Raw genomic sequence first — 21,103 nt, forward strand, 5'->3', positions numbered from 1 at the left:
ACTCCCTAGCGCGACAGGCCATCGGCCCGGTCGAAATCCCCGTTTTCGAGGAACAACAGGCGGAATGCGTTCGGATCGTAGGTCCGCAAACGCTCACCTGGAAGATCCGGCAACTGCGCATTGGCGGCCATCGGCTGCACCAGGCGCGGCGTGACGACCATCAGCAACTCGCGCTCTTCGCGGTCGATGCGCGAAGAGCGGAAAAACGCGCCAAGCACCGGGATGTCCCCCAACCCGGGGAGCTTATCCACAGACGACGTGCTGCGTGCACTGATCAATCCGCTGATGACGAAGCTCTCGCCATCGGCCAGCGACACGCTGGTATCGGTGCGGCGCACATTGAGCGAAGGCACCTGCGTGCCGGCAATGGTGATGCCCGCGGTGAAGTCCAGCTCGCTGACCTCCGGCGCCACCTTGAGGCTTATCCGGTTACGGCCGACGACCGTCGGGGTCAGGGTCAGGCGCACGCCGAATTCCTTGTACTCGATGGAAATCGAGTCGCTGCCACTGCTCGGTACCGGTACCGGAAACTCGCCACCGGCCAGGAAACTGGCGCTCTGGCCGTTCAGGGCAACCAGACTCGGACGCGCCAGGGTGTAGGCAAAACCGCTGTTCTCCAGCGCATTCAAACCGCCCAGAAACTTGCTGCTGCCGCCGCCCCAGACAATATTGAAGCCGGTGCCAGGCAATGGAAAATCGGCCCCCGGGCCGACACCACCGACGCCACCAACCGGCACATTGCCGGGGGCGGTACCCGGTGAACCGAAGAGAAAATTGTTCGAGGCCGTACCAAAGATGTTGATACCCACTTCCTTGAGCTTGCTGCGATTGACCTCGACAAAACGAATGTCGGTCTGTACCTGGCTCGGTACCGCGTCATAGTCGTGGGGCACCAGCGCAGCGGCCACCGCGGCGGTGGCGGCGCCCTGCACGAACACCATGCTCTGCCGCGGCTCACGATCGCAACGCGTCCAGACCATCAGCGTGGTGGCGCCGCCCTTCCTGCCCAGCAGCAGAAAGCTGTCCGGGGTATGGAGGCTGACATCGGCCACCTCCGGATCGCCCACGGCCAGGCGCACGATCGGCACCGGAAAGCGCAATTCCCGCTGCATGCCCTGGGTCAGCTCCATCACCGCCGGTACCGGCTCCAGACCGGCGCACGAGGCATACACCGGAGCGGGCAGTATCGCCATGGCCGCGATCAGGCAAACCGCCAGGCGCGAACTACGTTGAGCATTGTTCATGGCTTGCGCATCCTTGCCGTTCAGGGGGTTTGCCGAGTCACATCGTTACCGCGGTACACCTGAATACCCGCCGGCACGGGTTGTGCCAGTCCAGGCTGCGGGCGAGCCGCGCCGCGCGATGCCAGCCTCTCGAACCGGAACAGTTGCCGCTGGGCTTCGGCGATGTCCATTTTCACGGCGTCGCCGGCGTAATAGCCGGCCAGCAGCCTTTCCTCGAGGCTGCGTACGGCCAGACGCAGGTTGCCAACCTGGGTCGCCAGCATGAAGCGGGTCAGCAGGGGCTCCGGTACGGCCAGTACGGCGGTGGTGGCGGCGACACGGCGGCGGCGCTTGTCTTCATCCGCTGCCGCATGGGGCTGCGCCGCCTCGCCCTGATTGGTCACGCCCAGCTCATCGCCCACGCTCAGGATACGCAAGGCCGGAATCAGCACCTGCGCGTTATGCTCGCGAGTGAGCTCGTCCTGGCGCAGGTGCAGCAGTACATCGACGTAATCACCGGGCCGCAGGTGACCGCCGCCGCCAATGACTTCATCCACAGCCACCGCGATGGCGCGCTCCTCCGAGCGGATCATTCTGGCCAGCGGTCCGCCCATATCCAGGGCCGCCTGATTCAGCACGGTACCCGCCGGCGTCTCGCGCCAGAGGGTGCGGCCGATCAAGGCATCGGGACTGGCGAAGCTGTCAGGAGGGGCGATGCGCAGCCGCTCTATGGCCAGATCCTCATTGGTGATGGGCACCAAGGGTTTGACGTCGCGAGCCAGCACGACGACGGCCGTGCGTCGCTGCTCGTCGACCTCTCGATGCACCCTTTCCCTGGCTTCTGCGGGCAGCCTCGCCAGCGATGATGCCTCGACGTCCGCCGGCGCAGTGGAACGAGCGACCGGGTCGCGGCTCAAGGTCAGGCCCCAGTATCCGGTGACCACGGCGCCAACCAGAAGAAACCCGGCCAGAACCAACGTCAATCGGCTATTCATGACAGCACGCTCCTTGTAGCCATAGAACTGCAATCGTCGGCAAAGGCATTGCAGGTGGATAAGCCAGTAAAAACACCCACCGGCCTGACGAAGCGATCACCCGAACTCTAATTAAAACTTCATTCCCATTGAAACCACGTACGACTTTAGTCACCCTATTCAATAAAATAGCACCACTTCGTCGACACATAGTAAACAAAGCATCCCTCTGCAACAACGGCAATACCCGACTCACGTATTGCACATTATATATAGTGCGACACCTATAATACTGACTAACACTTTCTATATAATACCAAGGTAAATTTGCGAACTTCCTCAACCCTTACCTACACTTCAACGGCAAGCCCTACCTACAGGCCCTGCCTGTCCGGCTACAGAGGAAGTACCGTCATGATCAAGCTCATTATGCTTCGCGAACGAATCCGTGATTTCCTGACTCGCGAGGATGGCGCATCCGCCATTGAATATTCCATTATCGCCGCCCTGATTGGCGTTGTTATCGTGGGCGCGGCGACAGCCCTGGGAAATGATATCAGTGCCGTTTTCGAATCCATTTCGGACTCATTGACTGGCGCTCTCGGTGGTGGCGGCGAAGGCTAACTTTCATATGCACCGCAGGTAATATATGCGCCAACATATCTTACTGGTCGATGATGAAGCCGAATCCCTCGAAGAACTCGGTGAGTTACTCGAGGGTGAAGGTTTTCGGTGTCATTGCGCCAATAATGTCGAGACCGCGATGCTCTGCCTGTCGACGTGGCCCGCCATTGCACTGGTCATCACCGATCTGCGCATGCCGGACGAAAGCGGGCTGCGCCTGATCCAGAACCTGCGCAATGCCCCATCGCACGTGTCATTACCGATTATCGTCATGTCCGGCCATGCGGACATGAACGACGTCATCGGCCTGCTGCCGTTGCAGGTGATCGACTTCCTGCCCAAACCCATCTATCAGGAGCGCCTGCTCGAGGTGCTCAACCAGCGCTTTCCCCTCTCCCAGGCAGTCACAACCAAGGCCTGACAGCCGAAGACCAGCCCTGGCCGTGCCGCCGTCTGCCTGGTCATGGCTGCATACGAGCACGGGCATCCGCTCTCGAAACGACGGCCATATCGCTTTCGCACATTGCCGAAAGTATCGCGATCGCCCACAGTCAGAGACTGTCGCTATGCTCTTGCTGGGGCTCGACATGGCAGTGGGCTCCAGTGTCGCGACACAGCTCAAATGTCGGTCGCGCGCTATCTACACCGGATTCAGCAATCAGCGTGCAGCATGGCCGCATTAGTGGGAGCCGCGCCCTCGCGGCGAATCGTGGCCATAGCGCGTTTTTACCGCATGGCCGCCAGCGCCTCGCGCCGGGGTCGACGCGCCTACAGGCGAACCCTGATTCCAAACGCGCTCTTGCTGGCCAGGGGCAAGACGGTATCCACGGAGTCCGACATTTCAGGGTCGACGCGACACTAGAGCTTGTAGCTGAAACTCATGCCAAAGCGCGAATCACGCCCATCGCTGTCCAGGGCCCGTTCGCCCAAGGGGCGCGCCACTTCCAGGGAAAGGCTGTAGAAGCGGCGGTCACCCAGACGAATGCCCAGGGCGACCGACGACAGCTCGGATGACGAGCCGCCACGATTGAACCAGGCACGGGCTGCGTCCACTGCGGCATACGGCTGGATCAGGCGTAGCCATTGGCCGTCACGCCGAAAGCTGCGGTTCAGTTCGTAGGCCAGACCCCAGCCCTTGTCGCCATAGGCCTGATCGCTGGGGTAGCCACGCCCGAAGTTGCGGTCACCAAAGATCGCCTGCTCGCTTTCCGGCAAGGAATCGCCACTCCAGAAAAAGGCCCCGGAGATCACGCCTTGCCAGTTCTCGGCGAAGATGTCGCTCTGCACACCGGACAAGCGCAGGCGCGTGAAGTCGAGATCATGGAAGCTGCCCCCGGATTGGCCCAGAACCCGTACCTCGCTCTTGGCGCCAAGCGCATCTATGCCCCGGTACAGACCGCCACTGAGAATGCGCAGCCGAGTGGCATCCGCGGTTTTCCATTCGCCCTCCAGGGCCAGCGCCCGCACCTTGCTGTCGATCTCCAGGGCCCGTTTGCGTACCGGCAGTGGCGAAAGCCGGGTGAACTGACGCTCGTCGTCCACGGAATACAGGCGTGCGGCGCCGGTCAGGATCTGCGTGGGGGAAGCGATGAACGGATGGCTCACGCCCAGCGACATGCGCTGGTTCTCCCGCTGCGATTCGGTCGTGGCGCCGCCGATTTCGAGCAGGTCCTTGGGGTCGCTCTGGTAGCGTGAAACGAATGCCTGCAGGCGGGTGCCTTCATTGCTGACGAACTGGCTGTAATCCAGCCTGACATAGCGCTCGCGATCCTCGCCCGGCGGCACCAGGGCACTGACGATCACCTGCTCCCCCAGCGAGGTCTGCGAATTACTGGCAACCGATACCACGGCCTGCAATTCGTCCTTGCTGTCATAGTCCATCGCCACGGAAGCCGTGAAGGGTTTGCGGGTGGCTTCGGTCACCAGGGTCACGGCGCCATCGGTCGTGGTCGGCGGCGGCACACTGGCACGCACACTCACCCCGGGAATCTGCGCCATCAACGTGGTGTAGCGCTGGAATGATCGGCTGGTCAGCGGTCGCTCCTGCAGAAGCTTCGCCGCGAGCTTGTCGATATAGCCTTTGGCATTGCCGATATCGCCTCGCATTTCATGATTCTGCACGTAGCCCTCCACCAGCACGACGCGCACCTGGCCCTGGGTCAGATCCTGAGCAGGCAGGAAGGCGTAGGAAAGCGCGTAGCCATCCGCCTTGTAGCGCTGGCTGATGCTGTCGGCGGCCGCCAGCAACTCGCGCAGACTCACCTCTCGCCCGATCATCGGGCTGAACAACGCCGCGACTTCCTCGAAGGGGTATACGCTGCCACCCTCGATAAGCACGTTGTTCAGGAGCAGGCGACTGTCGATCGGCAGTTGCTGCTGGCGCGGCTGCGGCAACTGGGTGGCCGGCGCCTGGGGTCTATAGCTTTCCGGCGGCAGATCGGGGGTTGGCAGGGCGTTTTCTATGTCGTTGGAATTGAGGAACTGTGGGCTGTCAGCCATGGCACTTGACCAGGGCAAACAGGCCAACCCTGGCAACAGCAGGTCACGAAAGCGCATGAGTACCCTCCCTGAGATCCTCAAGACGCGATGCACGGATGCACCGATTGAACAGCTTCCAATAATGAAGCGTCGCCCGGGCAGGGCGACGCTTGTGCACTCGAAAAAGAGTGTAGTCAAAGAATTCCCTGGCCGCTGGAACGGCGCCGTAGAGGGGCCGAGAGCAGCAGCCAGTCATTACTGCCCGGAGGCGCTGGAACCGCCACCGAGCAGACCGCCCAGCAGGCCACCACCCGAGCCCCCGCCGAGCAAACCGCCCTCGCCACCGACGGCGCCACCCAGCAAACCATCGGCCGAACCGCCGCTCAGCCCTCCGGTAAGCCCGCCCACCAGACCATTCACCGTGCCGACGACCGGGGCCAGCGCACCGTTCTCGCCCGCCAGGCCGTTGACCAGCCCGCCAACCGGCGCCAGCGCCCCCGAAGGCGAGGTCAGGCTTTCCACTTGCCCGGTGATCGGCGACAGTGCCCCGCTCGCAGGATCGACCAGCCCATTGACCAGACCGCCTACCGGCGACAGCGCGGTATTGTTTACCAGCGTACCGACCGTACCCTGCACATCGGTCACGGCACCTGTGCCTTCGCCGGAGCCGCCACTCAGTCCACCGGTCAGACCGCCGAGCAATCCGCCAGCGCTGCCTCCGGTCAAACCACCTTCGCCGCCAGCCAGACCACCGGTCACATTACCCAGGCCATCGCTGAGATCGCTCAGGCCGCCAAGCAAACCATTGACGGTGCCGACCACGGGGGTCAAGGCGCCCTGTTCACCGACGAGGCCGTTGACCAGTCCTCCGACAGGCTGCAGAGCGCCGCCGTTTCCGGTCACACCTTCGACCAGAGTGGTAAGCGGCGTCAGGGCACCGCTGGCCGGATCGATCAGACCATTGGTCAGGTCGCTCACCGGCGACAGCGCCGTGTTGCTGACCAGACCACCCACCACACCCTGCACATCGGTCACCGTGCCCGTGCCAGTGGTGCCGGAGGCCAGTGTGCCACCGAGGCCGTCAAGCGTGCCGTTCACGCCTGCGACCAGGCCACCGACACCGTCGGTCACCGGCGACAGGCCCAGCCCGTCCACTGCCGAATTGAGCGTACCGACAACCGGGCTCAGGGCACCGTTCTGCCCCAGCAAGGCGCCGGTGAGGTCACCAACCGGCTGCAGCGTACCGCCCTCGCCGGTCAATCCATCGACCACGCCGGTGACCGGCGACAACAGGCCGGTACCTGGATTGGCCAGGGTATCGACCAGCTCCCCGACAGGGGCCAGACCGCCTTCGGTACCCGTCAACTGAGCGACGCTACCCTGCACATGGGTCACGCTGCCGGTACCCACGGTACCGCCGACCAGCGTGTTGTTCAGCACATCGACCACCGGACTCAGCGCACCATCGGTCCCGACCAGACCGCCCACCAGATTGCCCACTGGCGACAGGGCGCCACCCTCGCCTGTCAGGTCGTCGACAATACCGGTAACAGGCGAAAGCAGGCCGGTATCGGGGCTGACGAGGTTATCCACAAGCTCTGCCACAGGATTGAGCACCGAGCCATCGACCACATTATCAACCACTTCCTGAACGTTCTCGATGACACCGTTACCGCCGGATACGCCCGGGGTGCCGGGCTCTCCCGGGGTCCCTGGCCCTCCTGGCGTACCGGGTTCCCCCGGATTGCCCGGCTCTCCTGGCGTACCGGGCTCTCCTGGCGTACCTGGCTCTCCTGGCGTACCCGGTTCTCCCGGATTGCCCGGTTCACCCGGTGTACCGGGGGCGCTACTGCTGCTGTCGCTGACGTAGTACTTCTTGGTGGTACCACTGCAACCGGCAACAAGGGTAAGAGAGAGAATCAGCGCCAAAGCCGTGCAAGCGTGCGAGATCGAATGCGTTTTCATATGACCGTCCTAGCCGATGGGGCCCAGTGGAAACAGGGTTCCTGAAAGGGGGAACCTTGACTGTGGAGGTCATTAAAGGTGCACGGTGGCACGACAACAATTCTCGAATTATTACTACTACTGCCGGTATAGGTTTTATATAACAAAACAATTAATTCTATTACAGCGCAAGTGGACCCCTGCCATGCAGTTGGCCTTTGACCATGGTTACTTATTCAACCGTACTCCACTGCCAAAAGCCTATTGATCCATACCCCAGCGTTTACTGCCCTGGATTTCCGCTGTTAACGATCAGTAGAATGAAAAGCCTATAACAAAATATTCGCTATCAGTGATTGGGCTTGGTGCTCAGCCGGCCAAAGGCCCGGCCTAGGCCGCGGGCACAGTGCTCGTGACGTGAACATCAAGGGACACACTGAATGGAAACAACCGGAAACCTTCTGTACGCCACCGACAGAGGCATTAATTACAAAGTATTATGGAAAGCCTCCTATCGACCTGCTATTAGATAATGGCTGGCTTGATCGTTACATCGGTTCAAACCATTATCGCGTGATGTTTTGAAACGACGTCCCTGCCTAAGTTCCAGCACGGCGAAAGTTCATCCTCGAGCGAGCTGAGTAAAAGGGAAAACGCTGATCGGCAGCGTATCTGCCGCTTCGATAGGTACAACGCAGGGTGAGCGAACAAGTCCGATGTGCCACCGGCAGCGTCCGGTTGCAGGTTCAACGACAGGGATCAGGGAATATCCAGTGCCTCACATTGCAGAAATGCGCTCAGGACGTACACAGCGCGGTGCCGTTGCAATCGAGTTCTCGATCGCCTTCATCATTCTGTTCATGATTTTCTATGGCCTGGTGGGCTACAGCATCCCCTTCCTGCTGAGCGCCACCTACCAGGAGCTCGCCACCGAGGCCCTGCGGGATGCCGTCCGCTCGCCGCATACCCGCGCGCCCACGCCCGAGCAGCTCGTGCTGCACCAGCAACGGGTGCAGCAGAGCGTTCGCAATGCCTGGCTACCGGAGGCCTGGACACAGACCTGTGCCGGGTATGACGGCTATCTGAAAACCGGCGCCGTCTGGAGTGTCTGCGTCCGCCATGCCAATCCGCGCGCCATCATGCCGCCGTTCTCGATCCTGGGCTGGGAAGTCCCGCAGTTACCCAGCGAAATAAGGGGCGAAGCGAAAATCCGCCTGTACAACGCGGCACCCACGGGGACGTGAGCATGAACCATTCAGGTGTCCTGCATCGCCAACGCGGCGTGTTCAGCATCATCAGCGCCGCCACCCTGGTGATGGCCATCCTCTTCCTCGCCCTGGTGGTGGATAGCGGCCGCCTGTATCTGGAACAGCGCAACCTGCAGCGAATCGCCGATACCGCCGCGCTGGAAGCCATTTCCCGCCTCGAGCAGGGCAACTGCTCGCTGGATACCGCCAACGCCCGGCTCTACGCTCAGGAAAACGCCGCTTCCTATGGCTTTCCATCCAGCGATCTGCAGTCCCTCAGCGCATCCTGCGTCAGCATCAGCATTCTCGACGGATTACGCATCAACACCCCGGATGCCGGCAGCGGACGGGCTGTAGAAGTGATCACCAGCAACCGGGTACCGGCCAGCATCATCGTGCGCACCGCCAGCCTGTTCGGCTTTCCCGGCAATGCCACGGTGCGCCTGCAGGCTGTGGCCGTGGCAGAGAAGGACAGCGACCCGCTGGCGGTTTTTTCGGTGGGCGCGCAATTGCTCGGCCTCAACGCGAACGGCCTCGTACCAAAGCTGCTGGAGGTCGTAGGGGTGAACGTCAACACACTGACCCTCCTTGACTCGTCGGGTCTGGCCAACGCTCAAATCACGCCATCAGGCTTGCTACAGGCGCTGGGTGTGGATCTGTCCATCAATCAGTTGAAGGCCCTGTCAGCCGAAGGCCTGGTGCAACTGGTAGACACCCGGATCGGCCTGCTTGGCCTGCAGGACCTTATCGAGGTTTCAGCCGAACTGATCAGCCACGACCAGACGCTGGCAGCCGAGGTGGCCGCGCTGGGCAACAGCCTGATCGGTACCCAACTGGAGAGCGCCAGGGTCAATCTGCTGGCCACGGCCGATCGACCCGGCCTACTCCAGCTCGTGACCGGGCCGGACCAACCCCTGGGCTCGGCACTGGATGCCAGGGTCAACCTGGGCGATGTTCTGTCCACGGGGTTACTCACAGCGGCCCAGGGGCGCGGCCTGCTGGTCGATCAACTGAACCTGCTGAACGGCACCCTCACCCTAGCCATGGGTATCGTGGAGCCCCCGTCCATCGGCATCGGCCCGGTAGGCACCACGGCCTACAATGCGCAGGTGCGACTGCAGGTGAATACGGACACCAGCAACCTGCCCGTGCTGGGAAGCCTGCTGAATTTTCTCGGCACGTCGGTAAAGCTTCCGCTCATCATCGATCTGGTCAACGCCAGGGGCGAGCTGAGCGAGATCGACTGCTCCCGGGCAGCGCCGCAAGCCACCATCGACGTGGAGTCGCGCATCGGCAACATCTGCATCGGCTCCATGCCCAGCGACACCTTGTGGTCGACCCGAACCAGCTGCACGGAAGCAAGCCTGCAGGATGAAAGCCTGGTCAGGCTGCTCAATATCGACCTGGTCAGAGGCAGGGCCGCCATTCCCCTTCTCGGCACTGGCGCCAACCCGGTACGCGATGTGGTGACGCTGGCCGAGCAGGAATCCGAGGAAACCGGCATCAACAACCTGGCGCTCGGCAGCTCGCTGACGGAGCTGCTGCAGCAAGTCCTCAACCTCATCAAACTCGGCATTCCGCAAAGATCGGATGGCTCGGCAGGCTTCAACCAGGCCCAGGCGACCCAGATCGCGGACCGCTACCTGACGACCCTGAACTACAGCAGGAGCGCCATTCGCGAGCAGATGACGAACGATGGCCTGAACTGGAAAAGACCGGGTGCCTGCGTACTGGTCTGCCTGGCGGACACCACCATGCCCAACGAGTGGTACGGCAACGCCCCGGCCAATTGCGCCAGCAACCGGACAGCCTGCCGCAATACGCTGATCAGCTCCCTGCAGAGCAAGGCACAGAGCGGGCTGGTCGGCAGCATCGTGGGCGGCGTGTTCGATCTGGTGGGCAACCTGGTGAATACCTTGACCCTGGGGCTTCTGGGCCTGGGCGATGACAGCCAGCCTCTGCTGATGAAGATCCTCGATCCGATTCTTTCGCTGCTGAAACCCCTGCTCGATTCGGTTGGTTCCGCAGTCAGCACGCTGCTCGCCAGCCTGGGCCTGGAGCTCGGCAAAAGTGAAATCAACGTGCACAGCATCAGTTGCGGCATCCCCCGGCTGGTGCAGTGAGGCATGACATGAACCCTTCCCCGCGTAACGGACAGCAAGGCGCCGTCGCCATCGAGTTCGCCGTGTTGTTCGGGGTGTTTTTCGTCGTGATCTACGCAATCATCGCCTACAGCATTCCCATGCTGCTGATGCTGACCTTCAAGCAGGTCAGTGCCGATGCCGCCCGCGCCACGCTGCAGGTGGACCCGGCCAGCAGCAGTTATGCCCAGGTGCTCAGCCGCGAGATCACCCGCACCGTCGAACGCAGCTGGCTGCCGTCGAACTGGCGCGGCGGCGATTGCCCGGCACCGGATCAGAACCAGGCAGGCTATGCCTGGGTCAGGCTGCCGGCCCAGAGCGGCCATCCCTCCTACGGCCATATCGCTCTCGATGATCGTGATCCCCTGGCGCCGTACCATGTGCTGCACGTGTGCCTGCAGCGCCTGTACAACCGCGAGGGCGCGAACAACCAGCGGGCCATAGTGCCAACCCTGCGCTTGTTCAACATCAGTATCCCGAGCCTGCCCGAGCGCGACGGCAATATCGTCATCCGTGGCGAAACGACCCTGAGCCTGTGATCCCGGCAAGAGGCGTCAGTGCCTGGCAACCTCGATCAGTGGCCTCCCAGGGTGGCCCCGCCCCTGGGTCGGATCAGGCTCCGATGATCCCGCCGTCGTCACGGCTGATCGCCATCACCGAAGACCGGGGATGTACCCCGGCTCGGTGATCGGGGAAGGATGAACCGCCCTCCTCGCCCGGATGCTGGATACCGATGAACATCGTGGTGTAGTCCGGCGAAAAGGCCAGGCCGGTCACCTCGCAACCCACCGGCCCGACCATGAAGCGGCGGATCTCGCCGCTGCGCGGGTCGGCGCAGAGCATCTGGTTGTTGCCCATGCCGGCATAGTCGCCCGTGTTGCTGTACTTGCCGTCGGTCTGGATCCACAGGCGTCCGCCGCCGTCGAAGCCGATGCCGTCCGGGCTGTTGAACATGTTGTCGGGGTTGATCGCGTGACTGCCCGCCTGCGGGGTTCCGGCATGCGCCACCGGGTTGCCGGCGACCACGAACAGATCCCACTCGAAGGTTTCGGCAGCGCCGTCATCGGCGTGCTCGCGCCAGCGCAGGATCTGCCCGTACAGGTTGTTGGCCCGGGGGTTGGGACCGCCCACCGGCTGACCGTCCTCGCCGCGTTTGCTGTTGTTGGTCAGGGTGCAGTAGACCTGGCCATCCTGGGGGCTGACGCTGATCCATTCCGGGCGATCCATGCGCGTGGCACCCACTCGAGTACCGGCCTGGCGGGCGCGGATCACCACCTCGGCCTGGCTGGCGAAACCGTGCTCGGCGGTCAGGCCGTTCTTGCCGGCAGTCAATTCGATCCAGCGGCCACGGCCTTTCGGATGGTCGACATCGCCGTCACCCTCATCGAAACGCGCCACGTACAGGGTGCCGTGATCGAGGATATGCCGATTGGCCCTGGCGTCCTCGCGATTCAGGCGCTCTCGGGTGATGAACTTGTAGATGAATTCGCCGCGCTCGTCGTCGCCCATGTAGACCACCACGCGGCCGTCGCGGGTGGTGGTCAGCGCCGCGTTCTCGTGCTTGAAACGGCCCAGGGCGGTGCGCTTGATCGGCTTGGACTGGGGATCGAAGGGGTCGATCTCGACGATCCAGCCGTGGCGATGCAGTTCGTTGGGTGTCCTGGCCAGATCGAAGCGCGGGTCGAAACGGTGCCAGTCGTTGTCGACGCTGGTATGGACCACGCTGAAGCGCCGCTGATCCGCGCTGAACGGCAGCGCGGCATCCGTGCTGCCGAAGCAGTCGCTGAAATTCTCTTCGCAGGTCAGGTAGGTGCCCCACGGCGTCTGCCCGCTGGAGCAGTTCTGGAAGGTGCCGAGCACCTCGATCCCGAGCGGGTCGGCCGCCGTCTTCAGCAGGTCGTGGCCGCGGGCCGGCCCACTCACCTCGATCGGCAGGTTGCCATGCACGCGCCGGTTGTACGGCGAGCCCTGGACGAACTGCCAGGCACCGTCCGCGCGGCGTACCTCGAGCACCGTCACGCCTACGGCGTTCTGCGCCTTGCGCACATCCTCGAGGGATTTCGGCAGGCCACCGTGGGCCAGCAGGTAACGGTAGTTGACGTACTCGTTGTTGATCGCCATCAGCGCCCGATCGTCATCGCCCGGCCAGGGGAAGAAACTCATGCCATCGGTGTTGTCGCCGAACTGCTGCAGTTGCTCGGCGGCGCTGTTGCCGCCATCGCCCTTGAACGCCGGGCCGCCCGCATGCAGCGGTTGGCCCCAACTGATCAGGGTGCGGAAGGAATAGCCGGGCGGCAGGCTGATGGTGTCGGCGCCGGACGCCGCGATATTGGCGAAGCCCATCAGGGGGCCGGCATTGGCGGCGCTCACGGCGTCGGCCAGGGCGCTGCGTCCCAGCAATCCGCCGCCGAGAAACAACGCCGCGCCGGTCAGGGCACCAGCTCCGATAAAGCGGCGACGGGAAAGGCTCAGGCGTTCGAGGTCGGTCGGTCGTTCATCATGCATCACGGTATTCCTGCTTTTTCTGATGCGCAGGAACGCTAGGGCATGTTCGTGACGGTTGGATGACCGTTCCCTTGGGCAGGGCGTGCGAGGCGGGCAAATCCCCCTGCATACAGGGCTGATGGATTTTCCACAGTCACAGGGGATCATCCTGTGGATATCCTGGTGACCTTATTGCGAAGCGCCCAGAATCAGTGGGTTACAGATAGTTGTTCGGAAATCGTACTGGGGGCAACGTCGTTATGCACAGCGCCGCTGGATAAATTCAGGGCAATGCTGTGGATAAATACCCGGAAAGCAGACAGGACGAGCCTTTCAGGGAATCGTGCAGTTTTTAGCCGCTATCACCGAGGCACGCAGCACCAGCAAGTCCGGCTCAACCGTGCCGTGCGATGCCGTGATGACGCAGCTTGCGGTACAGCGTATTGCGGCTGATGCCCAGACGCTGCGCCACCCTGCCGATGTGCCAGTGCTCGGCTTCGACCAGCGCCAGCAGCGCCTGGCGTTCGCACAGGCCGAGCGGGTCGGCGGATGCCACGATGGCCGTGGTATCGACCGGCAGCAGTTCCACCACATCACTCAGGGTGACGGGATCGTCGCCACACAAGGCGAGCAACGTACGCAGCGAGGTGCGCAACTGCCGCACGTTGCCCGGCCAGGAATACGCCAGCAGCGCTTCACGCGCACCAGGCTCCATGCGCACGGGCGCTTGTCTCGCCTCTTCGTGCAGCAGCAGATCGAGCAACCTGCCTTTGTCGGCGCGCTCGCGCAGCGGCGGCAGTTGCACGGTGAAGCCGCCGAGGCGGTAGTACAGATCCTCGCGCAAGCGCCCTTCGGCCACGCCACCCAGCAAATCCTGGTGGCTGGCACTGATCAGGCGCACGTCCAGCGCACGCGGCGTCGCAGCGCCCAGCGGCACCACCTGGCGCTCTTCCAGCACGCGCAGCAAGCGCGTCTGCAAGGCCAGCGGCATGTCGCCGATCTCGTCGAGGAAAAGGATGCCGCCGTGGGCCTGCTCCAGCTTGCCGACCATGCCGTCCTTGCGCGCGCCGGTGAAGCTGCCGCCTCGGTAGCCGAACAGTTCGCTTTCGATCAGCGCCTCGGGAATGGCCGCGCAGTTGATCGCCACGAACGGCCGGTTCGCCCGCGAACTGGCGCGGTGCAACGCCGCGGCGAAGGCTTCCTTGCCGGTTCCGGTCTCGCCATGGAGAAATACCGGCACATCCCGCTCCAGCACACGCAGCGCGCGGGCGAAGCCACGTCGCAGGCGCGGGTCTTCCAGGCACACGCGCTCATCGATGGTCTTGGCTACTTCCGGGATGGCCAGAGGTGCGCTACGCACCGGTGCCCTCAACTGCCCATGGAACAGCCGGCCGTCCGCCAGGCGCAGTGGCCAGCAGAGACCTGACTGCGGACCCGCCTGCAAGACGACCTGTTCGAGGGGCGTCTCCAGCAGCGCCGCCAGGGATTGCCCGACCAGTTGCTCGCGGCCCAGGCCAAGCAGATCCAGCGCCGCCTGATTGGCCGAACAGACGCGGCCACTCTCATCGAAACTGAGCAGCCCTTCGCCCAGCAGGCCGACGAAACTCGCTTCGGGATGCAAGCGCAGCAAGTACCTGTGCGGATCGTGCTGCAGGAAAAAACAGTTCTCGATCAGCTTGGCCGACAGGTTGGTCAGGGCCATGGCCTGGAAGTGCTGCTGCAGGCTGTGTTGTTCCCGCGCCGAGGACAGATTGAGCACGGCCAGCAGCTCGCCGCTCGGGTCGAAGATCGGGCTGGCCGAACAGGTCAGTCCGGCGTGCTTGCCACGGAAATGCTCGTCGCGGCGGATGGTCACGTGCTGGCGTTCGACCAGGCAGGTGCCCACACCATTGGTGCCTTCGCAGTCCTCGCTCCAGACCGCGCCGAGCCAGAGTCCGGAGCGCTGGAACGCCACCCGTTCGGCTTCGTTGAAGACACTGTCGATGACCACGCCGCAGGCATCGGTCAGCAGCACCACATGGCCGTCACGGCCGAGCTGCCGGTGCAGACTGCTCATCTGCCAGCGCGCCACGCCGATGATGTGTTCCAGTGGCGCGCGGTGATCCTGCAGGCGTGGCTGTTCGACCACATTGGGAGCACGGCGGCTGGCCGGGTCGAGCTGGTGCTGATCCAGGCAACGGCGCCATGAGCGCGTGATGGCCGGGTCGGCGGCCGAGCCCGATGTGGCGTGCACGGCTTGCAACACCTGTTGCGCATGGGCGCTGATCAAGGCGGACGTCATTGTTGTTGTTCTCCGCTGCGAATAAGGGCGGGTCTGTCCGCAGCTTAGATGAAAATGCCGGCGCCAGTTCATCTTCCCGCTGCGTGACACTTTGTCATGCCGTCTCCACCGGATTCGTGACAGTGAGCCGGGCGAGCGCCTGCCGATTCCCGCCGCAACCGCTCTGCGACGCGGCTCAGGCCAAGGTGGCCCGACCCTTGCTCCGGGCAGGACGCGACCAAAACAACAAGATCGGGAGAAGCCCCATGAACATCGTCCTCGAAAGCCCCCCTGCCATGCTGCAAACACCGACCGCCCAGCTCGCGGCCTGGGTCGAACGTCTGGGCGAGCGTCTCGCCCAGGCTGACCTGAACGGCACCCTCGAGCTGTTCGCCGAGGAATGCTACTGGCGTGATCTGCTGCTGCTCAGTTGGAACCTGGTGACCCTGGAAGGCAAGCCGGCCATCCGCGACATGCTGGAAACGCGCCTCGACCAGACCCGTCCCGGGCAGTGGCGACTGGAAGGTGAAGCGAGCCTGGAAAACGGCGTCCTCGAAGGCTGGATCAGCCTGGAAACGCAGACGGCGCGGGGCAAGGGTTACGTGCGCCTGAAGGATGGCCTGTGCTGGACCTTGCTGACCGCCATGCGCGAACTCAAGGGCTTCGAAGAACCCAGCGGGCGGCGGCGTCCGCTGGGCGCCACCCATGGCCACGGCCACGCCGACAAACGCAACTGGCTGGAGCGCCGCCACGACGAAGAAGCCGCGCTCGGCATCACCACCCAGCCCTACTGCCTGATCGTCGGCGGCGGCCAGGGCGGCCTGGGCCTGGCCGCACGGCTCAAGCGCCTCGGCGTGCCCACCCTGATCGTCGACAAGGCCGAGCGTCCCGGCGACCAGTGGCGCGGGCGCTACAAGTCACTGTGCCTGCACGACCCGGTCTGGTACGACCACATGCCCTACCTGCCCTTCCCCGATCACTGGCCGATCTTCACCCCCAAGGATCAGATCGGCGACTGGCTGGAGATGTATACCAGGGTCATGGAGCTCAACTACTGGCCGCGTAGCGAATGCATCAACGCCCGCTTCGACGAGCAGGCCGGCAAATGGACGGTCGAGGTGCAGCGCGACGGCGAACGGCTGGTGCTGCGGCCCACCCAGCTGATCCTCGCCACGGGCATGTCCGGCGTGCCCAATGTGCCCCGCTATCCCGGCGCCGATACCTTCAAGGGCCAGCAGCACCACTCCAGTCGCCATCCCGGCGGCGACGCCTGGCGCGGCAAACGCGCGGTGGTGATCGGCGCCAACAACTCGGCCCACGACATCTGCGCCGACCTGGTCGAGAACGGCGCCGAGGTGACCATGGTGCAACGCTCCAGCACCCATATCGTGCGTTCCGACAGCCTGATGGATCTGGTCTTCGGCGGCCTCTATTCGGAGGATGCCCTGGACAGCGGCCTGACCACGGACAAGGCGGACATGCTGTTCGCCTCGATCCCCTACAAGGTCATGCCGAGCTTCCATAGACCGGCATTCGAGGCGATCAAGGAGCGCGACAAGGACTTCTATGGGCGCCTGGAAAAAGCCGGTTTCATGCTCGATTTCGGCGACGACGAGTCCGGCCTGTTCATGAAGTACGTGCGCCGCGGCTCGGGCTACTACATCGACGTCGGCGCCTCGGAGCTGATCGCCAATGGCACCATCAGGCTCAAGAGCGCACCGGGGCTCGGCGTCGAGCGCATCGAGGAAGAGGCCGTGCTGCTCAACGACGGCAGCCGCCTGCCGGCCGACCTGATCGTCTATGCCACCGGCTACGGCTCGATGAACGGCTGGGCGGCCAAGCTGATTTCCCAGGAAGTCGCCGACAAGGTCGGGCGCTGCTGGGGCCTGGGCTCCGGCACCACCAAGGACCCGGGCCCCTACGAGGGCGAGCTGCGCAACATGTGGAAGCCGACGCAACAGGCCAACCTCTGGTTCCATGGCGGCAACCTGCACCAGTCACGGCACTACTCGCTGTACCTGGCGCTGCAGTTGAAAGCCCGCTTCGAAGGCCTGCCGACACCGGTCTACGGCCTTGCCGCGAGCCATCACCGGGGCTGACCCACCCATCGCCCGGCTGATGCCGGGCGACTTTCCACAATAAGTGTGCAGCATCCTGTGGATAACCTGGTGACCACTGCCCGAAGCGCCCGTATCGCGCGGTTCGGCGGAATTTGTTCAGAAATTCGCCGACTCATAGGAGCTTATTCACAGGCACTCTGGATAAGAAACCGCGAATCCTGTGGATATCTCTCTACAGCCCTTGCGAGATAAGGCCATGGACGTGCCGTTCAACTTTTGACCAGCGATCGCAGCAAGGCTCGCGGCAGGCCCAGGCGTTCAGAACCGCCGGGTACTGAGCAATTCATCCAGCACAGGGTTGGCAACCCGGAACGGCACCGACATGTGATCCTCGCCCGCCTGGATCTGGAAGTCGCTGCGCAGCCCGTATTGCGACAGGTTCTCCAGACGAATCTGCAGGGAACGCACATCCTGGATTTCCTGCGGCATCTCACGATCGCCGACCCACATCGTCAGGCTGCGGTGGGTCAGGTCGAGCTGCCCGGCATGGGCCTGCCTGGTGAAGGCGCGCTCGTGCTCCATCAGGTAGCGGTCGCGCCACCACAGGCTCGGGCTGATCGCCACCACATGCTGGAACAGCGCCGGCCGGGTGAACAGCGCGTAGATGCCGAACATGCCGCCGAAGGAGTGCCCGACCAGGCTGCGCTGATCCTGATCGACCTTGAAACGCTCGGTTACCCTGGGCATCAGGCGCTTTTCGATGAAATCCAGGAACAGATCCTGCCCACCCTGCGGCGGCGTGTTGCGCTCCTCGGGCTGCGGCGGCGACAGGTCGAACGCCCGGCGCTCGAAGTCCAGCGGCGTATCGCTCGGGTAGCCGATGGCCACCAGGACCGAACCGCGCCAGCGATTCTGCGCGCGCTTGGCCGCGTGGAAGGCCGGGAAGTAGGCGTTGCCGTCGAGCAGATAGATCACCGGATAGCCGCCGGTATAGGGCACATCGCCCTCCGGCAGGCTGACCATGATGCGGTACTCGCGGCCCTCGGCGCTGTGCACCGTCCACTGCTCGGTACCGTCCAGCGTCACCGGTTCGGCCTGGACGACCGAAAGGTCGCCCAGCAGCAGGGCGCCCAGCATGCCCAGCGCGCGTAGCCAGCCCACGGCGATCACCAGTTGTAGCTCAGGCTGGTGACCAGGCTGCGGGCCTCGCCGCGATAGCAGAAGGAGTCCTGGCAGGTGACGTAGCGCTTGTCGGTGAGGTTGCGTGCATTCACGGCCAGGCGCACGCCGTCCAGACCACCACCGAAGTCATAGCGCACACCAGCGTCGATCAAGGTGTAGCCCTGGTTCTTCAGCGTGTTGTCGCCGTCGCGGTAGTTGCTGCCGGTGTAGCGCGCACCGCCGGACAAGCCCAGGCCGAAGGGCAGGCGGTAGTCCAGCCACAGCGACGCCAGGTGGCGAGGCGTGTTCTTCGGCACCTTGCCCTGGTAGTCGCTGTCCTTGCTGACCTCGGCGTCGTTGAAGCTGTAGCTGGCGGTCATGCGCAGGCTGTCACTCAGGTCGGACACGGCTTCCAGTTCCAGGCCACGGGAAACCTGCTCGCCGGTCTGCACGAAGAACCCGCTGTTGACCGGATCGCGGGTCTGCACATGGGTTTGCGTCAGGTGGTAGAGCGAGGCGGTGAGCATCGTGCTGCTGCCTGGCGGCTGGTACTTGAGGCCGATTTCGTACTGCTCGCCCTCGGTCGGCTCGAAGCGGCCGCCACCGAAGCTGTTGCCACTCTGCGGCAGGAACGAGGTGGCGTAGCTGGCATAGGGCGCCAGGCCATTGTCGAACAGGTACAGCGCGCCGACCTGCCCGGTGGTGGCCGAGTCGCTGGTCTTGGTATTGGTGTCGATGCCCCACTGATTGCCGTTGTAGCGCACGTGCACCCAGTCGCGGCGCAGGCCGGCGGACAGGCGCCAGCGGTCGAGCTCGATCTGGTCCTGCAGGTACAGGCCTGCACGATGTTCCAGGCCATCGCGGTCGACCAGGACATTGCCGGGGCGCTGGATGCGCTGGTGATAGTCCGGCGCTGAGAGGTCGAGGGAAGACGCCTCTCCAGTGGCGTACAGCAGCTCGGTGTCGACCCAGGCGTAGTCCACCCCGCTGACCAGGGTGTGCTGCAGCGCTCCCGTGGCGAAGCGACTGACCAGGCGGGTATCGGTGGTCAGTGACGACATGTCTTCGTAGCTGCCAGCGGTCGTGCGCGCCAGGATGCCATCGGTGACGGCCCCCACGTCCAGGTACTGGTTGGTGGTGTCCAACTGGCCGTAACGCAGGTTCTGCTGCAGGCTGAAGGTGTCGTTGAACGCGTGCTCGAACTCGTAGCCGAAGCTCCACTTGCGCTGTTCCAGTTTGTCGAAGTACTCGTCGCCCTGCCAGATGTCGGTGAGGTGTCCGCCGTCCTGGTAGAGCATCGGCGAACCAGCGGTCTGGCGTTCCTGATACTGGGCCAGCAGGGTCAGGCTGGTGTCGGGGTCGATCTGCCAGCTTAGCGACGGCGCGAGCAGGCGCGTGTCGTTATCCATCTGCTCGATGGAATAGTGGGCATCGCGATAGATGCCGACGGTGCGCCACAGCACGTCGCCGGCCTCGTCCAGCTTGCCGCCCACGTCGAACTGGCCCTGGCGATGATCGTAATTGCCGGCCTGGATTTCCACCTGGTTCCTGGCCAGCAGGCTGGGGCGCTTGCTCACCCGGTTGACCATGCCGCCCGGACTGATCTGCCCGTACAGCACCGACGCCGGCCCCTTGAGCACTTCGATGCGCTCCAGGCTGTAGGCCTCGAGGGACGGCAGCGCCAGCCAGCCGCTGCCCGCCTGGCGCAGGCCATCGAGGAAGTCGGCGCTTTCGGTGGTGGCGAAGCCGCGCACGGCGATGGTGTCGAAACGCGGGTCCAGCCCGGAGCCGCCGACGCGCACGCCGGCGGTGTAGGCGACCGCGTCCTCGATCCGATTGACCTTGCGGTCGGCGATCTGCTCGGCCGTCACCACGCTGATGCTCTGCGCGGTCTCCAGGACCGGCTTGTCGCTCTTGGTCGCGCTGCTGGCATTGCTGGCGAAGTAGCCGGTTACCGGGGCGAAGGCGCTCTGCGTTGCCACCGCCTCGATACTGGTGGCGTCGAGCTGCAGGCTGGCGTCGCTCTTGCCGGGCAGCACCACATAGCCGGACGCGGTCTTTTGCGCGACCAGGCCGCTGCCGCCGAGCAGCTTCGCCAAGCCGTCCTCCAGCGACCCGCCACCGGCCAGGCCAGGGCTGCTCAGGCCACGCACCACATCCGGGGCATAGGACAGGGTGATGCCGGCGCGCTCGGCAAAGGTGCTCAGTGCCTGTTCCAGCGATCCGGCCGGGACGCTCGGGGCCGCCGTGGAAACCGGCGAGTCGGCCTGCACCGACAGGCTCGCCGAACCACCGATCAGAGCCAGCGCCAGGCATATGGCGTTCGGCAAGGTACGGAGCTGGAAATGAAACGGCAGGGGTCTGGCAGAACGCATGACGGTATCCATATGGGAAGTGATCTTTCCTAACCGGATAAGTCGAAGAAGTCCGACAGCTTTGGAGCAGCTACAAGCCACAAGCGGCAAGCTGCAAGCGGTGATGTGCAGCGCCCGCGCTCTTCGCTTGAA

At 63.8% G+C, this 21,103-nt stretch carries 14 protein-coding genes; 6 read left to right on the forward strand and 8 right to left on the reverse strand.

Annotated elements, in window-relative coordinates; translation table 11 throughout:
• Positions 1-5 precede the first annotated feature (5 nt).
• Together DNK34_RS13415 and cpaB are read right to left on the reverse strand one after the other, a co-directional pair.
• Positions 6-1,244 carry a type II and III secretion system protein family protein gene (locus DNK34_RS13415; protein ID WP_131176103.1) on the reverse strand — a complete coding sequence of 413 codons (1,239 nt, stop codon included), beginning with the start codon at positions 1,242-1,244 and terminating at the stop codon, positions 6-8.
• Between the two features lie 20 nt (positions 1,245-1,264).
• Positions 1,265-2,218: a Flp pilus assembly protein CpaB gene (cpaB, locus tag DNK34_RS13420; RefSeq protein WP_131176104.1), complete on the reverse strand. Its 954-nt coding sequence runs from the start codon at positions 2,216-2,218 to the stop codon at positions 1,265-1,267.
• Between the two features lie 393 nt (positions 2,219-2,611).
• Here cpaB and DNK34_RS13425 point away from each other — a divergent pair, with 393 nt between their 5' ends.
• Positions 2,612-2,821 (forward strand): Flp family type IVb pilin, encoded by a 210-nt coding sequence (locus tag DNK34_RS13425; protein ID WP_131176105.1) that lies wholly within the window; start codon positions 2,612-2,614, stop codon positions 2,819-2,821.
• 25 nt (positions 2,822-2,846) lie between these two features.
• On the forward strand, positions 2,847-3,242 hold the full coding sequence (locus tag DNK34_RS13430) for a response regulator (RefSeq protein ID WP_131176106.1): 396 nt from the start codon (positions 2,847-2,849) through the stop codon (positions 3,240-3,242).
• A 437-nt stretch (positions 3,243-3,679) separates the two neighbouring features.
• On the opposite strand, the gene DNK34_RS13435 is transcribed toward DNK34_RS13430, so the two are convergent.
• Both DNK34_RS13435 and DNK34_RS13440 read right to left on the reverse strand, forming a co-directional pair.
• The gene (locus DNK34_RS13435) at positions 3,680-5,320 is read right to left on the reverse strand and encodes a ShlB/FhaC/HecB family hemolysin secretion/activation protein (protein WP_411269316.1); all 1,641 of its coding nucleotides are present in this window, start codon (positions 5,318-5,320) and stop codon (positions 3,680-3,682) included.
• Positions 5,321-5,554: 234 nt separating this feature from the next.
• Positions 5,555-7,264: a collagen-like triple helix repeat-containing protein gene (locus tag DNK34_RS13440; protein ID WP_165497321.1), complete on the reverse strand. Its 1,710-nt coding sequence runs from the start codon at positions 7,262-7,264 to the stop codon at positions 5,555-5,557.
• 752 nt (positions 7,265-8,016) lie between these two features.
• Between DNK34_RS13440 and DNK34_RS13450 the strand changes: the two genes are divergently transcribed.
• Genes DNK34_RS13450 through DNK34_RS13460 form a run of 3 tightly spaced genes read left to right on the forward strand, consistent with a single transcriptional unit; the run spans position 8,017 to position 11,170 of the window.
• Positions 8,017-8,487 (forward strand): TadE/TadG family type IV pilus assembly protein, encoded by a 471-nt coding sequence (locus tag DNK34_RS13450; protein WP_242675179.1) that lies wholly within the window; start codon positions 8,017-8,019, stop codon positions 8,485-8,487.
• Positions 8,488-8,489: 2 nt separating this feature from the next.
• Positions 8,490-10,613 (forward strand): pilus assembly protein TadG-related protein, encoded by a 2,124-nt coding sequence (locus DNK34_RS13455; protein ID WP_131176110.1) that lies wholly within the window; start codon positions 8,490-8,492, stop codon positions 10,611-10,613.
• A gap of 8 nt (positions 10,614-10,621) precedes the next feature.
• Positions 10,622-11,170 (forward strand): TadE family protein, encoded by a 549-nt coding sequence (locus DNK34_RS13460; RefSeq protein ID WP_131176111.1) that lies wholly within the window; start codon positions 10,622-10,624, stop codon positions 11,168-11,170.
• 73 nt (positions 11,171-11,243) lie between these two features.
• On the opposite strand, the gene DNK34_RS13465 is transcribed toward DNK34_RS13460, so the two are convergent.
• Both DNK34_RS13465 and DNK34_RS13470 read right to left on the reverse strand, forming a co-directional pair.
• Entirely contained in the window at positions 11,244-13,136 is a 1,893-nt protein-coding gene (locus tag DNK34_RS13465; protein ID WP_131176112.1) for a PhoX family protein, read from the reverse strand.
• Between the two features lie 373 nt (positions 13,137-13,509).
• On the reverse strand, positions 13,510-15,396 hold the full coding sequence (locus DNK34_RS13470; protein WP_131176113.1) for a sigma-54-dependent Fis family transcriptional regulator: 1,887 nt from the start codon (positions 15,394-15,396) through the stop codon (positions 13,510-13,512).
• Between the two features lie 245 nt (positions 15,397-15,641).
• Between DNK34_RS13470 and DNK34_RS13475 the strand changes: the two genes are divergently transcribed.
• Positions 15,642-17,474: an NAD(P)/FAD-dependent oxidoreductase gene (locus tag DNK34_RS13475; protein WP_131176114.1), complete on the forward strand. Its 1,833-nt coding sequence runs from the start codon at positions 15,642-15,644 to the stop codon at positions 17,472-17,474.
• 279 nt (positions 17,475-17,753) lie between these two features.
• On the opposite strand, the gene DNK34_RS13480 is transcribed toward DNK34_RS13475, so the two are convergent.
• Positions 17,754-18,596: an alpha/beta hydrolase gene (locus tag DNK34_RS13480; RefSeq protein WP_242675180.1), complete on the reverse strand. Its 843-nt coding sequence runs from the start codon at positions 18,594-18,596 to the stop codon at positions 17,754-17,756.
• 5 nt (positions 18,597-18,601) lie between these two features.
• The gene (locus DNK34_RS13485; RefSeq protein WP_242675338.1) at positions 18,602-20,971 is read right to left on the reverse strand and encodes a TonB-dependent siderophore receptor; all 2,370 of its coding nucleotides are present in this window, start codon (positions 20,969-20,971) and stop codon (positions 18,602-18,604) included.
• Between the last annotated feature and the right edge of the window lie 132 nt (positions 20,972-21,103).

This window comes from Phytopseudomonas dryadis, from assembly GCF_004327355.1.
Taxonomy (GTDB): domain Bacteria; phylum Pseudomonadota; class Gammaproteobacteria; order Pseudomonadales; family Pseudomonadaceae; genus Aquipseudomonas; species Aquipseudomonas dryadis.

Excerpts from the sequence above, each read along its gene's own strand:
- DNK34_RS13415 (WP_131176103.1), bottom strand. The coding sequence starts at position 1,244 with ATGAACAATGCTCAACGTAGTTCGCGCCTGGCGGTTTGCCTGATCGCG.
- cpaB (WP_131176104.1), bottom strand. The coding sequence starts at position 2,218 with ATGAATAGCCGATTGACGTTGGTTCTGGCCGGGTTTCTTCTGGTTGGC.
- DNK34_RS13425 (WP_131176105.1), top strand. The coding sequence starts at position 2,612 with ATGATCAAGCTCATTATGCTTCGCGAACGAATCCGTGATTTCCTGACT.
- DNK34_RS13430 (WP_131176106.1), top strand. The coding sequence starts at position 2,847 with ATGCGCCAACATATCTTACTGGTCGATGATGAAGCCGAATCCCTCGAA.
- DNK34_RS13435 (WP_411269316.1), bottom strand. The coding sequence starts at position 5,320 with ATGGCTGACAGCCCACAGTTCCTCAATTCCAACGACATAGAAAACGCC.
- DNK34_RS13440 (WP_165497321.1), bottom strand. The coding sequence starts at position 7,264 with ATGAAAACGCATTCGATCTCGCACGCTTGCACGGCTTTGGCGCTGATT.
- DNK34_RS13455 (WP_131176110.1), top strand. The coding sequence starts at position 8,490 with ATGAACCATTCAGGTGTCCTGCATCGCCAACGCGGCGTGTTCAGCATC.
- DNK34_RS13460 (WP_131176111.1), top strand. The coding sequence starts at position 10,622 with ATGAACCCTTCCCCGCGTAACGGACAGCAAGGCGCCGTCGCCATCGAG.
- DNK34_RS13465 (WP_131176112.1), bottom strand. The coding sequence starts at position 13,136 with ATGCATGATGAACGACCGACCGACCTCGAACGCCTGAGCCTTTCCCGT.
- DNK34_RS13470 (WP_131176113.1), bottom strand. The coding sequence starts at position 15,396 with ATGACGTCCGCCTTGATCAGCGCCCATGCGCAACAGGTGTTGCAAGCC.
- DNK34_RS13475 (WP_131176114.1), top strand. The coding sequence starts at position 15,642 with ATGAACATCGTCCTCGAAAGCCCCCCTGCCATGCTGCAAACACCGACC.
- DNK34_RS13485 (WP_242675338.1), bottom strand. The coding sequence starts at position 20,971 with ATGCGTTCTGCCAGACCCCTGCCGTTTCATTTCCAGCTCCGTACCTTG.